The organism is Kocuria sediminis (assembly GCF_009735315.1).
Lineage (GTDB): Bacteria > Actinomycetota > Actinomycetes > Actinomycetales > Micrococcaceae > Kocuria > Kocuria turfanensis.
Genome location: NZ_WOGU01000007.1, coordinates 125,722 through 138,678, shown reverse-complemented (window position 1 = coordinate 138,678; position 12,957 = coordinate 125,722). Strand labels below are relative to the sequence as shown.

The following is a 12,957-nucleotide window of genomic DNA, read 5'->3' as shown; positions in this document are numbered from 1 at the left end:
GGCGGGGCCGCCGGAATTGTTCCGATGCTGTTGCCCGCCGCTCTCTAGCGTGGGAACCGACCACTCCACCTCGACCGCCGCCTCCGGGAGCCACTGATCGCCATGACCGCACGGACCGTCCTGACCGCCGTCCTCGTCGTCGTGCTCGGTGCGCTCCTGGGTCTGTCCGCCACGGTCGCGCACTCCTCCGCCGCCTTCACCAGCGCCTCCCGCACCGGCCAGAGCACCGTCCGGGCCGCCGCCGACTGGACGCCCCCGAAGGTCACGATGACCGCCCCGGCGTCCACGGTGACCGGCACGGTGACGCTGAGCGCCACGGCCACCGACGCCGAGTCCGGGATCACCGGCGTGGAGATCCAGTACCAGCCCGCCGCCGGCGGGACGTGGGAGACCGTCTGCGCCGACACCGCGGCGCCGTACAGCTGCTCCTGGGCCACCGCCGGTGTGGCGGACGGTTCCTACGCCCTGCGGGCGGTGGCCACGGACCAGGCCGGCTACAGCGCCGCCTCGAGCAGCGTGAACACGCTCGTGGCCAACACCTCGACCGTGTTCCTCGCCGACCCCGGGGACGCCCTGCGCGGCTCCGTGCAGCTCACCGCCACGGTGGTCCACTCCGGCACCTCCACCCCGGCCGTGAGCTTCGAGTACATCGCGAGCGGCTCGACCAACGGCAAGTGGAGCACGGCGTGCACCGCGCCGTCCGGCCAGTACTCCTGCTCGTGGAACACCGCCGGGCTGACCGGCGACTACGACCTGCGCGCGGTGGCCGTGACCGGGAGCACGACTACCGTGTCCGCCACCCGCACCGAGGTCCTGGTCGACAACACCGCGCCGACCGTGACCATGACCGACCCCGGGTCCCCGCTCAGCGGCACCCGCACCTTCGCGGCCACCGCCGCTGACGCGCACTCCGGGATCGCCCAGGTCGAACTCCAGTACGCGCCGACCGGCAGCAGCGCCTACCAGCAGCTGTGCGTGGTCGCCGAGGAGCCCTACAGCTGCCGCTTCGACACGACGCGCCTGGCCGGCGGGACGTACAGCTTCCGGGCGGTCGCCACCGACGCCGTCGGGAACAGCACCACCTCCACCGCGGTGACCAACCGCACCGTCGACAACACCGTGTCCTCCGCCTCGCTGGAGGACCCGGGCGCCTACCTCAGCGGGATCCAGACGCTGAGGGCCGTCGCCAACTCCACCGCAGGCATCAGCTCCGTGCAGATCCAGTACGCGCCGACCAAGGGCGCCACCTTCACCACCATCTGCACCGACACCACCGCCCCGTACAGCTGCGACTGGAGCACCGCCTCCGTGGCCGACGGCACCTACGACCTGCGCGCGGTCCTCAAGGACACCCAGAACCGGGAGACCGTCTCCGCCGTCGTCGCCGCCCGGCAGGTGGACAATGCTCCGCTGCGCGGGGCCGACGTGCAGACCGCCAACGGCGGCACCACGGTGGGCCGGCTCGACGCCCGGGACACCATCACCTACACGTACACGGGACAGATCGCCCCGGCCTCGGTCATCCCGGGCTGGGACGGCGCCCAGGCAACCTCGGTGGTCGTGACGCTCAACGGCACCAGCACCGGTTCCGTCCTCACCGTGGGCCGCACCGCCGGCGCGGTGAGCAACCTGGGCTCGGTGAACCTGCGGCAGACCTACATCCGCAGCGGACGGACCGCCACGTTCAACGCCACGATGACCACGAGCACGGTAGTCGTCAACGGGGTCACCCGCAGCACGGTCACCGTCACGCTGGGCGCGGCCATCAGCGGCGCCGGCAGCCTGCGCACCACCTCCACAGGGGCTGCCATGGTGTGGACGCCCTCGGCGGCGGTCGTGGACCTGGCCGGCAAGCCGGCCTCGACGAGCCCGGTCACCGAGACCGGCGTCCTGGATCGGGAGTTCTGATGCGGACCGTGCCGAGGACCACGTCGCGGGTCGCGTCCGGGGGAACTCCGCCGACACCGCCGCGGGTCACGTCGCAGACCACGTCGGGGCTGTCACCGAGAGTCGGGCCGGGTTCGGCGTCGAGGAACCGGACCGCGGTGCCGGCCGCCCTGGTGCTTGCGGCCGTCCAGCTCGGCCAGGCCGTGCTCCTGCGCATCGAGGCCGGTTACCTCAGCGTGCTGCTGGTGCTCGGCGCCGCCCTGTGCGCCGCGGCCGCCGCGGGACTGCGCCGGCGCTGGGACTTCACGGCCCGCTTCGCCCTGGTGACGCTGGCGGCGCTGACCCTGCTGGCGGAGGGCCTGCTGCTCGTGCTCGGGCTGCCCGGCGTCGGCCACGCCGTGGCGCGGGTCGGCCTTCCGGCCACGGCAGGGGCCGCCCTGCTGGGCGCCGTCGTCCTCCTCGTGACGCTGGAGCGGGACCGGCGCGCAACACTGCGGGCATTCCCATGAGAATGGATATTCTTTTGCCATGGCACACACCCTTCTGCTGGTGGAGGACGACGACGGCATCGCCCTCCCGCTGACCCGCGCCCTCGAGCGGGAGCAGTACGCCGTGGAGCGGGTGGGCACGGCGCAGGCCGCGCTCGACCGGATCGCCGCCGCACATCCGCCCCTGGTCGTCCTGGACCTCGGCCTGCCGGACGGGGACGGGCTGGACGTGTGCCGTCAGGCGCGCGAGGACGGATTCACCGGTGCCGTGCTGATCCTGACGGCCCGCGGCTCGGAGATCGACCGGGTGGTCGGCCTCGACGTGGGCGCCGACGACTACCTGGCCAAGCCGTTCAGCCTGGCCGAGCTGCTGGCCCGCGTCCGGGCGCTGCTGCGCCGGCAGGCCGCCGCACCGGCCCCCGCGGCCCAGGACGCGGCGCCGTCCCACGGGTTGCGGGTGGACCCGCAGTCCCGGCAGGCCTTCGTCGCGGACACCGCCCTGCCGGTGACCGCGAAGGAGTTCGACGTCCTGGCCGAACTGGACGGCGTGCGCGGCAGCGTGGTGACCCGCGAGCAGCTGATGGACCGGGTGTGGGACGAGAACTGGTTCGGCTCCACCAAGACCCTCGACGTCACCGTCGCCCGCCTGCGCCAGAAGCTGCACACCTCCGGCGCGCCGGCCCAGATCGTGACCGTGCGCGGCATCGGCTTCCGGCTCGAGGAGGACCCGGCGGATGCGTGAACGGCTGATCGCGGCGCTCGTGGGGCTCACGATCGCCGTGATCACCCTGTTCGCCGTGCCGCGCGCCTACATGGTGGCCGACGAGGTCCACAGCACCGTGACGCGCCACACCGAGCACTCCGCCGGCCTGGTGGCGGCCGTGCTCACCGAACGTTCCCGTGCGGGCGGCGCGATCTCCGACGCCGACCTGGCCGGGCTCGTGGGCGCCGGGGAACGGCTGGTGCACCGTGACCCGGACGGCGCCGTGCTCGCCACCGCGGGCACGATCGGGGACCACGCCGCGGATATCGTGGCGACCCGCACCCTGCCGGACGGCACCGTGGTGGAGCTGACCCGCACCGGCCCGGCCGTGACCGACCGCATCACCGACGCCGTGATGCCCGTGGTGCTCCTGGGTCTCGCCCTGGTGGGCCTCGCCGTCGTGGCCGCCGTGGTGCTGTCCCGCCGGCTGGCGCAGCCCTTCCAGCGGCTGGCCGACGCCGCCCGGCAGCTGGGCGACGGCACCTTCCGCCTGCCGCGGCTGGACTCCTCGCTGCCGGAGGCCCGGGCCATCGGCGCGGCCCTGCACGCCAGCTCGCGGCAGCTGGAAGCCCTCCTGCGCCGCGAGCGCCAGTTCGCCGCCAACGCCTCCCACCAGCTGCGCACCCCGCTCACCGCCCTGCGCCTGGAGCTGGAGGACCTCACTTACTGGCCCGAGACCACCCCGGCGGCGGCCGAGCAGCTGCACCGGGCGCTGGGGGAGCTGGACCGGCTCGGGAGCACGGTGAGCGAGCTGCTCGATCTCTCCCGCGGCCGCCGCCTGGACCGCCCGGTGCCGGTGGACCTGGCCCTGCTCACCGCGGAGACCGCCGAGCGCTGGAACGCCCAGGCCGGTGCGGAGGGCCGGGCCGTCAGCGCCATGGCGCCCCAGCCGGCCCGGGCCCGCACGAGCCCCGGCCCACTCCAGCAGATCCTGGACGTGCTCATCCACAACGCCCTCGTGCACGGCGCCGGTGACGTCCGCGTCCGGACGCACGACGCCGGGACGCACTGGGCGCTCGCGGTGCAGGACGAGGGCCCCCGCCCCGCCGACCGGCGCATCTTCGACCGCCACGTCACCACCCGCGCCGACGGCGAGGGCATCGGCCTGGCCGTGGCCGCCGAGCTGGCCGAGGCCCTCGGCGGGAGTCTCACGCTCGAGCAGACGCCGACGACCACCTTCCTGCTGCGCCTGCCGCAGCATCCGGCGCGCGTGCCGGCCGCCGGCTGAGGCGCCGGCTCACCACTCCGCGAAGGAGCCGTCGGCGTGGCGCCAGACCGGGTTGCGCCAGCGGTGGCCCTCCCGGGCCCGTTCCAGGACGTACTCCTCGTTGACCTCGATGCCCAGTCCGGGCCCGCCGGGGATGCGGACCATGCCGTCCTCGTAGTCGAAGACCGACGGGTCGGCCAGGTAGTCCAGCAGGTCGTTGCTCTCGTTGTAGTGGATGCCCAGGCTCTGCTCCTGGATGAAGGCGTTGTAGCAGCCGGCGTCGATCTGCAGGCACGCCGCGAGGGCGATGGGGCCCAGGGGGCAGTGCAGGGCCAGGGCGACGTCGTAGGCCTCGGCCATGTGGGCGATCTTGCGGGCCTCGGTGATGCCGCCGCAGTGGGAGGGGTCGGGCTGGATGATGTCCACGGCGCCGGAGGCGAGGACGTCCTTGAAGTCCCACCGGGAGAACAGCCGCTCGCCCAGGGCGATGGGCGTGGACGTGCTGCGCAGGGGGTCGAGGAAGCCGCCGACGTTCTCGCTGAGGACGGGCTCCTCGATGAACATCAGCCGGTAGGGCTCGAGCTCGCGCAGCAGCACCTTGGCCATGGGCTTGTGCACGCGGCCGTGGAAGTCCACCCCGATGCCGATGTCCGGCCCTACCGCCTCGCGGACCGCCCGCACGCTCTCCAGGCACAGGTCGACCTTGTCCCAGCTGTCGACGTACTGCAGCTCCGCGGTGCCGTTCATCTTCACGGCGCTGAAGCCGCGCTCGACGGCGGCCCGGGCCGCCGCGGCGGTCTCGGTGGGGCGGTCCCCGCCGATCCAGGAGTAGACGCGGATGCGGTCGCGGACCTTCCCGCCGAGCAGCTCGTGCACCGGCACCCCGAGGGCCTTGCCCTTGATGTCCCACAGGGCCTGGTCGATGCCGGCCAGGGCGCTCATCAGGATGGGCCCGCCGCGGTAGAACCCGCCGCGGTACAGCACGGTCCACAGGTCCTCGATGTTGCGGGGGTCCTGGCCGAGCAGGTAGTCCGAGAGCTCCTCGACGGCGGCGGCCACGGTCGCCGCCCGGCCCTCGACGACCGGTTCGCCCCAGCCCACGACGCCCTCGTCGGTCTCGATCTTCAGGAACAGCCACCGCGGGGGAACGGTGTAGGTGGTCACGCCGGTGATCTTCATGGGGTCTCCTCGCTCACTTCTCGGGGTGCTCGCTCGCCGAGCGCCAGGCCCGGACGAGGGCCTCGGCGCGGGCGGACAGGTCGGGCCCGGACACGCCGGGCCGGTAGAGGGACGAGCCGATGCCCGCCCCGCCGGCCCCGGCGGCCACCCAGTCCCGGAGGTTCTCGGCGTCGACCCCGCCCACGGGCAGGAACTCGACGTCCGCCGGGACCACGGCCCGCCAGGCCGTCATCCCGGCGATCCCGACCGCGTCGGAGGGGAAGAGCTTGAGGCTCCGGGCGCCGGCCCGGATGGCGGCGAAGGCCTCGGTGGGAGTGGCCACGCCGGGGTAGCTGCGCATGCCGAGGCGGACCGTCTCGGTGATGACCTCCGGGTCCATGGCCGGGGACACGACGAGGCCGGCCCCCGCGGCACGGGCGGCCCGGACCTCCTCGACCGTCAGGACGGTGCCGGCGCCCACGGCGCAGTCCTGCGGGAGGTTCTCGCGCAGCACCCGGACGGAGTCCAGGGGGTCGGGGGAGTTCAGCGGGACCTCGAGGGCGCGGAAGCCCGCCGCGTACAGCCGGTCCCCGACCTCGGGGGCCTCCTGCGGGGTGAGGCCCCGCAGAATGGCGACGAGGCCGGTGGGAGTGTGAGTCATGCCGTTCCTTTCGCGGGGGGATCGAGAAGGCCGGCGGCGAGCGCGATGCTCCGCAGGCCGTGGGTGACGACGTCGCCGCCGACCACCGGGGCGTCGACGCCGAGCTGGTGCAGGGCGCGCTGATAGCGCCGGCACAGCTCCGGCTCCCCGCACAGCAGAACCTCGGCCGGCCGGTCGCCGGGCGAGCCGCCGGAGCCGGCGGCCAGCCAGTCGCGCACGCAGGAGGCCACCTCGGCGCCGATCATCAGCCCGGAGATGTAGTCGTCCACCTGTTCGGCGGCCAAGCGCCCGGTCAGCGGCAGGGTCCGTGCGGAGAAGAGGGTGGCCAGGATCCCGCCGCCGGGGTCCGCGCTCAGCGACGTCCGGACCCCGCGGTCGAAGGCCTCCAGATCGGGTGCGTCGGGGCGGCGGGCCAGCCGGCCGAGGATGCTGTGCCGGGTGACCAGGCCGTAGACCTCACCGGTCATCACGGTGAGGAAGTCGAGGACTCGGCGTCCCTCCACGCGCACCCACTTGGTGTGCGTGCCGGGCAGGACCACGACCGTCCCGTGCTGCTCGCGGGTGTCCGCGTCGCCCTGGGCGGACTCGAGCACGCCCAGGATCTGGGTCTCCTCCCCGCGCATCACCTGGGGCAGCTCGCCGTCCGTCAGCAGGCCCGGCACCACGTGCACGGGCCCACGGCGGGTGGAGATCGCCGTCAGCGCCCCGGCCAGGGCGCCGAGGTCCTGGGGCAGGCGCTGATACGGCACGTCCGCCCAGCCCTGGTTGCTGCCGACCATGCCGGAGGCCAGCACGGGGACCGACGGGTGCGCCTCCAACCACGGCCCGCACATCCGCTCGAACTCCTCCTCGAAGGCCGCGCGACGGTCCTGCGCGGTGGCCAGCCCGTCGGTGACGGCGAGGATGCCCCGGCCCGCCGGTGCGGTGTCGAGGACGGGGCCGGTGCTGTCGAGCAGGTAGGCCCGCGCCGAGGTCGTCCCCCAGTCCAGGGCGACGAGCCGGGAGGCGCCCGGGCCGGCCGCGGACGGGTCGGGGGTCGACGGGTCGGGGCCGGTGGGGTCGAATGAGAGCTGGGGCACACTCGGAGTGTGCGACATGCATCTCACTATGTCGAATGGCGTCGTACATATCGGGACATGGCGGTGTCGCCCAGGTCCGGGCAACGGCAGGATCGCCTCCTAGACTTCCCTGCATGACCTCCGAGAGCAGCCCGCCCCGGGCACCCGTTCCGCAGGGGACCCTCACCCTCGCCCGCGGCCTCGACATCCTGCACGCCGTCGCGGAGGGCGCGCACGACCTGAAGGGCGTCGTGGACGCCACCGGCATCGGGCGCAGCACGGCGCACCGGCTGATCCAGCTGCTGGAGCAGCGGGGCTTCGTCCGGACGGTCCACGGCACGTCCTACACGCTGGGGCCGCAGCTCATCGACTACGGCTTCCGCGCCCTGCACCAGCAACCCCTGCCGGTCCTCGCGCGCCCGGTCCTGGAGCGGCTGGCGGCCACGGTGCAGGACACCGTGCACCTGGCCGTGGAGGACGCCGGGCAGGTGCTCTACCTCGACAAGATCCCCGGCTCGCGGGGAGCCGAGATGCGCTCGCGGATCGGGCACCGGATGCCGCTGACCCGCACGGGCATCGGCAAGTCCCTGCTCCTGGACGAGCCCCACCGGTGGGCGGAGCAGTACACCGCGGAGCACCCGGGGGCGCACTCCCCGGAGGAGCTCGCCGCGTTCCGCCGGACGATGCAGGACTACGCCGGCCAGGACAGCACGATGGACCTGGAGGAGAACGAACCCGGGATCCGCTGCGTCGCGGCCCCCGTCCGCGACGCCCGCGGCGCGGTCGTCGCGGCCATCAGCGTCTCGGCCACGCAGCCGTACATGCCCGCCGAGCGCATGCAGGCGCTCGTGCCGGTCGTGCGGCAGGCGGCGCAGGCCATCGGGCGCGAGCTCGGCCGCAGCGCGTGACCCGGGCCGCGCCCGCGGGCGGGCACGCGCGGTCCCGGTTCCCCGGGCGGCACCGTCAGGGCGGGTCGGTCGCCGGGGCCTCGGGCGCGGTCCCTAGGGTGGAGGAATGAACGACGGGAAGACTCCGCAGCCCGCCGGCTCGCCCAAGGAGCAGCTGCTGGCGGCCGTGTGCCTGGGCGGTCTCCTGCCGCTGCTGTCATGGCTGCTGGACAGCCACCTGGTGGCGCTCGTCTGCTCGCTGGCGCTGAGCTTCGTGATCTCCGGCCTGCTGCGGCAGCGCGCGCTCCTGCGCCGCGGCACCGACCCGCACACCGACCCGGAGCCGCCCACGACGTAGAGCGGGCACGGCGCCGAACGGCCTCGTCCGGTGGCGTCCCGCCGAGAGCAGAGGAGTCCGCATGACCGAGATCTGGCCCGTGGTGCACGCCGAGCGCCAGGCGCTGGCCCGGGACCTGGAGCACCTGCCGGGGCCGCAGTGGGCCACCCCGTCGCTGTGCCCCGGCTGGGACGTCCACGACGTGCTGGCCCACCTCGTCGACGACGCGAGCACGACGCGGCCGGGCTTCCTGTGCCGTCTTGCCGCCGCCGGCCTCGACTTCGACCGCTGCAACGCCCGGGGCATCGCCCGGCAGCGCCGTGCCGATCCGCGCGCGACCCTGGCCGCCTTCCGCGCGGTCAGCGACCGGACGACGAGCGCCCCGGCGGCGCCGGCCACCCGGCTGGTCGAGGCGTTCGTGCACGGGGAGGACATCCGGCGGCCCCTCGGCATCCGTCGCGACTATCCGCCCGCGTCCGTCGCCGAGGCCCTGCGCCACCAGCTGCGGACCAGCGTGCGATTCGGCGGGGGAAAGGAGCGCGCCCACGGGGTGCGCCTCGTGGCCACCGACGCCGGACTCGAGGCCGGCACGGGCCCGGACGTGCGCGGGACTGCCGTCGCCCTGCTGCTGGCGGTGTCCGGGCGCGCGGTCGAGCAGGGGGAGCTCACCGGCCCGGGTGCCGCGGCCCTCGTCCGCTGAGTGCGGCGTGCCCGCCCCGGCTGCCGGCCCGCAGCGCGGTTGCCGCCGTCCGGGGCGGCCGTGGGGTCAGCTCCGGCGCAGCGGGCGCTCCAGGATGCCGGTGGAGACCGCGACGAGGACGGCGCCCCCCACCAGCAGCGCGGCCCACCCGTACGCCTGGGCTCCCAGAGCCAGCACCACGCCGTTGGCGATGAACAGCGCCACGGCCACCACCGTCAGCCACTGCGCCACCCGGTCCTCCCGCACTTCCCGAACCCCCGCCACTGCGATCCCCTTCGTCGTCTCTTCCACGGCTGCGATCGCAGCCCGGTTCACCCCCAAGTTAGGTGCCGACCGGGTTATATGTCTCTGGACTTAAGTCCAGAGCTCCGGGCACCCGCGGAAACATCGGGCCTGGTCAGCGGGAAGACGCGAACATGACGAAAGATTGCTCCACGGCCTCGACGGCGCCGTGGCCTCGCCTCAGTCCGAGGAGCCGCCGTCGCGGGCGCGCCCGCCGAAGGTCCCGCGGGTGACGGCGCGGTACGAGGCGGCGACGATGTCCTCGAGCACGCCGAGGTCGATGCCGTCGAGGTCCTTGACATAGAGGCACCCGACGCCCGTCGTGTGGGGGCCCAGCCGGGCCAGCTGGTCGGGGTAGGCGCTGACGCCGTCGAACAGGTAGATGGTGGTGGCGGCCCGGCGCGGGGCGAAGCTCGCCGCCGGGGCGTCGCCCTCGTGGCCGCTGGCGTAGCGGTAGTGGTACTCGCCGAAGCCGACGATCGTGCCCCACATCGTGGGGGTCTCTCCGGTGGCCCGGGCGAACAGCGGGAGCAGCCGCTCGGCGTCGGTCCGTCGTCTCCGGGGCGTGACGCCTTCGAGGAACTCCTCGACCGGCTGGGGGGTCTTCTCCACGGTGACTCCTCGGACGGGGGCGGTGCGGGGCGGGCCGCCCCGGGCCGGCGGCGTCGCCGGTCCCAGGGTCACCGTACGCCGCGCGGCGGACGCGGAAGGGCCGGCCGGACGGAGACCAGGGGCGGCAGACGTGGTGGCCACGTCTGCCGCCCCTGGTCTCCGGGCGCCGGGTCCTGCTTACGGGGCGGCGGGGGCCGCTCCGGCGTCCGTGCCGGCGGCGCCCTGCTGGGCCGCCCCGGGGTCGAGCTGGCCGGTGTCGGCGCCCGTCTGGCCGCCGTCCAGCGGCTGGCTGCCCGTGCCGGCGGCCGCGTCGTCGGAGGTGGTCGTGTCGTCGCCGGTCACGGCCCCGCTGGTCGGGGCGGTCTCGCCGGGCACCACCTCTTCCGCCGTGGGGGCCGTGGTCGGCACCTCCGCCGGGTCGGCACCCTCGGCCGGGGCCAGCTCTCCGGTGGCCGGCGCCTGCTCGTCGGCCGGGGCAGGGGGCGTCACGCTGCGCACGGCCACGGACTCGGAGCCCGTCACGGTGCGCTGGATGGTGCCCGTGCCGCCGGAGAGCTCGGTGCCGGTCAGCGCCTGGATGCCGAAGACCGCGGCGACCGCCAGCCCGATGATCACCCCGGTGCTCACGAGCACCTGCTTCAGCGGCAGCCGGAAGCGCTGCCCGGGGGCCTCGTCCTCCACGGCGCTGCTGCCGTGGGTCTCGGGGATCCGCAGGCCGTCGCGGGTGAGGATGCGCTTGGTCACCACGGTGCGGACCTTCTGCAGGCCCTGTCGGCTCCGCTCGAGCGAGGTGGAGTAGATGACCACGGCGATGCCGGAGACGATGCTCGTCAGGGCGGCGCCGAGGACGGTGCCGACGACGCTGAGATGGCCGCCGATCACGGACATGGTCGCGGCGGTGGCGGCGCCGGCGAGCAGGCCCGGGACGTTCAGGGCCGAGCTCTTCTTCTCGGGCTTCTCGTCGGTGGGGGCCTGCTCGTCGGTGGGCGCGGTGCTGGTCTGTGGTTTCTCGAGGGTCATGCTGATGTCCTGGTCCGGTCGCGGGCTGGGGGGCCGGATCCCCGCGACGTCGCTCGGGTCGGCCGCATCCATTATCCCGGTTGACCTGGGATAACACAGCATGAGTGGGCATCCTCACACCCTGGGCGCGAGCCGGGCGCAACGTGGCGTCACAGCGCCTGGTCAGCGCCGGACCGGGCGCTGACCGTGGTGGTGCCGCCGCCGGAGGCGGCGCCATCGGGCCCGCCGAGGCCGCCAGGTGCGTCATCTTCCGATGCCGGGTAACGATCCGGGACGGGGGCAGAGGCCGGTCCCCGAGGCAGTCCTACGCTGGACGGAGCGGTCCGCCCGGGGTCGGTCCTGGGCCGGGGCGCATGATCTGCGGGGCCCGGCACCGGCCCGCCCCGCCCTCGATCCCGGTGTCCGCGCGGGTGGCCAGGAGCTGCCGCCGCCGTGGTGCGCGCCGCAGGGGTCGGCATCGTCGCCCACGACGACAGAGCCCGAAGCACCGCCGCCAGGGCGGAGGGGCCGCGCAGACGGCGTGCTCCGCCGACCGGGAGGAGAACACCGATGTCATCACCCATCCGATCCACACGCCGCCCGTTCGTCGCCGCGCTGGCGGCGGTGCTGCTCCTCGGGGCCGGCGGCGCCGTCGGCGTGCCGTCGGCCGCCACAGGACCCGCGACTGGACCCACGGCCGGACCCGCGCCCGGATCCACGGCGCTCCCCGCGCCCGCCGCTCCGGAGGCCTGTGTCACCGACGTCGACCGCGTCGTCAGCACCGATCCGTCCCCGCAGGCGGCGGAGCCGCTGCCGCCGGAGCTGACCGCGAGGCTGGACGCCGCCGCCCGGCGATCCTTCGGCCAGATCTCCGCCCCCGGAGCGGTCGTCGGGGTCGCCTCCCCGGAGGGGACCTGGACGCAGGCCTACGGGGTGGCCGACCCGGCGACCGGGGAGCCGATGGACGTCGGCGTGCACACCCGCATCGGCTCCGCCACCAAGCCCTTCACCGCCACCCTGGTGCTGCAGCTGGCCGAGGAGGGCAGGTTGTCCCTGGACGACCCCATCGGGGACTACGTCGAGGGCATCCCCAACGGGGACCGGATCACGCTGCGCCAGCTCGCGGACATGACCAGCGGCATCGCCAGCTACTCCCGCAACGAGGCATTCCAAAGAAGTCTCTTCGCGGCCCCGGAGACGGTCTACACGCCCGAGGAGCTCGTCGCCTACGGCGTGGCGGAGTCCCCGCTGTTCGCCCCGGGGGAGCAGTTCGACTACTCGAACACCAACTACGTCCTGCTGGGACTGGTCGTCGAGCAGGTCACCGGACAGCCGGTCGGGGAGGTGATGGAAACCAACATCTTCGACCCGCTGGAGCTCGACGAGACCGTCTGGCCCGGCGCCTCCACCGAGCTGCCCGAGCCCTTCGCCCGCGGCTTCACCCTGCAGGGCGACACCGCGACCCCCGAAGCCCCGGCCGACGCCACCCACTGGAGCCCCACCTGGGCCTTCACCGCGGGGAGCCTGATCTCGGACATGGACGACCTGCTGACCTTCGGCCGGGCCCTGGGCACCGGACAGGGTCTGCTGGAGGCCGACAGCCAGCGGGAACGTCTCACGTCCTTCGCACCGCCGGAACGAGGCTACGGACTGGGCTTCGGGTGCATCGACGGCTGGGTCGGGCACACCGGGGAGCTGCCCGGCTACAACACCACCGTCTACTACGACACCACCACCGACACCACCGTGGTCGTGCAGGTCAACAGCGACATCGCCTCCGGAGACTGCCCCGAGTCCCCGGTGCTGGCCGACGACCCGAGGACGCTGCCGTGCTCGGGGCCCGCCACCCGCATCTTCGCCGAGCTCTCCACCGCTCTGGGCCACACCTTCACACCCAACCCGCAGCAGTGAGCACGGG

14 protein-coding genes are annotated in these 12,957 nt (G+C 74.2%); 8 read left to right on the top strand and 6 right to left on the bottom strand.

The window, feature by feature from the left end; translation table 11 throughout:
* Window positions 1-102: 102 nt before the first annotated feature.
* From GMA12_RS10040 to GMA12_RS10025, 4 genes are all read left to right on the top strand, one after another.
* A complete protein-coding gene (locus GMA12_RS10040) occupies window positions 103-1,908 on the top strand; it encodes an Ig-like domain-containing protein (protein ID WP_156269385.1) in 1,806 nt (601 codons plus the stop codon).
* A gap of 137 nt (window positions 1,909-2,045) precedes the next feature.
* A complete protein-coding gene (locus GMA12_RS10035; RefSeq protein ID WP_156269384.1) occupies window positions 2,046-2,396 on the top strand; it encodes a hypothetical protein in 351 nt (116 codons plus the stop codon).
* A 19-nt stretch (window positions 2,397-2,415) separates the two neighbouring features.
* The gene (locus tag GMA12_RS10030) at window positions 2,416-3,117 is read left to right on the top strand and encodes a response regulator transcription factor (protein WP_156269383.1); all 702 of its coding nucleotides are present in this window, start codon (window positions 2,416-2,418) and stop codon (window positions 3,115-3,117) included.
* Entirely contained in the window at window positions 3,110-4,366 is a 1,257-nt protein-coding gene (locus GMA12_RS10025) for a sensor histidine kinase (RefSeq protein WP_156269382.1), read from the top strand. Before GMA12_RS10030 ends, GMA12_RS10025 begins: the two co-directional genes overlap by 8 nt.
* Window positions 4,367-4,375: 9 nt before the next feature.
* Here GMA12_RS10025 and dgoD read toward each other — a convergent pair whose 3' ends face one another.
* From dgoD to GMA12_RS10010, 3 genes are read right to left on the bottom strand one after another with little or no spacing between them, the layout of a single operon-like run.
* The gene (dgoD, locus tag GMA12_RS10020; protein WP_156269381.1) at window positions 4,376-5,524 is read right to left on the bottom strand and encodes a galactonate dehydratase; all 1,149 of its coding nucleotides are present in this window, start codon (window positions 5,522-5,524) and stop codon (window positions 4,376-4,378) included.
* A gap of 13 nt (window positions 5,525-5,537) precedes the next feature.
* Entirely contained in the window at window positions 5,538-6,164 is a 627-nt protein-coding gene (locus GMA12_RS10015; RefSeq protein WP_156269380.1) for a 2-dehydro-3-deoxy-6-phosphogalactonate aldolase, read from the bottom strand.
* Window positions 6,161-7,243 (bottom strand): 2-dehydro-3-deoxygalactonokinase, encoded by a 1,083-nt coding sequence (locus GMA12_RS10010; protein ID WP_162459707.1) that lies wholly within the window; start codon window positions 7,241-7,243, stop codon window positions 6,161-6,163. The genes GMA12_RS10015 and GMA12_RS10010 overlap by 4 nt, the downstream gene beginning before the upstream one ends.
* 113 nt (window positions 7,244-7,356) lie before the next feature.
* On the opposite strand from GMA12_RS10010, the gene GMA12_RS10005 reads away from it, so the two are divergent.
* The 3 genes from GMA12_RS10005 (at window position 7,357) to GMA12_RS09995 (ending at window position 9,146) form a co-directional block, all read left to right on the top strand.
* The gene (locus tag GMA12_RS10005; RefSeq protein WP_156269378.1) at window positions 7,357-8,130 is read left to right on the top strand and encodes an IclR family transcriptional regulator; all 774 of its coding nucleotides are present in this window, start codon (window positions 7,357-7,359) and stop codon (window positions 8,128-8,130) included.
* 106 nt (window positions 8,131-8,236) lie between these two features.
* Window positions 8,237-8,467, top strand: a complete 231-nt coding sequence (locus GMA12_RS10000) for a hypothetical protein (protein ID WP_156269377.1) — start codon at window positions 8,237-8,239, stop codon at window positions 8,465-8,467.
* Between the two features lie 61 nt (window positions 8,468-8,528).
* Window positions 8,529-9,146, top strand: coding sequence for a maleylpyruvate isomerase family mycothiol-dependent enzyme (locus tag GMA12_RS09995; protein WP_156269376.1), 618 nt, complete (start codon window positions 8,529-8,531; stop codon window positions 9,144-9,146).
* A gap of 66 nt (window positions 9,147-9,212) precedes the next feature.
* On the opposite strand, the gene GMA12_RS09990 is transcribed toward GMA12_RS09995, so the two are convergent.
* The 3 genes from GMA12_RS09990 to GMA12_RS09980 all read right to left on the bottom strand — a co-directional run bounded on the left by GMA12_RS09990 (window position 9,213) and on the right by GMA12_RS09980 (window position 11,060).
* On the bottom strand, window positions 9,213-9,377 hold the full coding sequence (locus GMA12_RS09990; protein ID WP_156269375.1) for a hypothetical protein: 165 nt from the start codon (window positions 9,375-9,377) through the stop codon (window positions 9,213-9,215).
* 231 nt (window positions 9,378-9,608) lie between these two features.
* The gene (locus GMA12_RS09985) at window positions 9,609-10,040 is read right to left on the bottom strand and encodes a DUF1801 domain-containing protein (RefSeq protein ID WP_162459706.1); all 432 of its coding nucleotides are present in this window, start codon (window positions 10,038-10,040) and stop codon (window positions 9,609-9,611) included.
* A 177-nt stretch (window positions 10,041-10,217) separates the two neighbouring features.
* Window positions 10,218-11,060, bottom strand: coding sequence for a hypothetical protein (locus tag GMA12_RS09980; protein WP_156269374.1), 843 nt, complete (start codon window positions 11,058-11,060; stop codon window positions 10,218-10,220).
* Between the two features lie 549 nt (window positions 11,061-11,609).
* On the opposite strand from GMA12_RS09980, the gene GMA12_RS09975 reads away from it, so the two are divergent.
* Entirely contained in the window at window positions 11,610-12,950 is a 1,341-nt protein-coding gene (locus GMA12_RS09975; protein ID WP_156269373.1) for a serine hydrolase domain-containing protein, read from the top strand.
* Window positions 12,951-12,957: the final 7 nt, after the last annotated feature.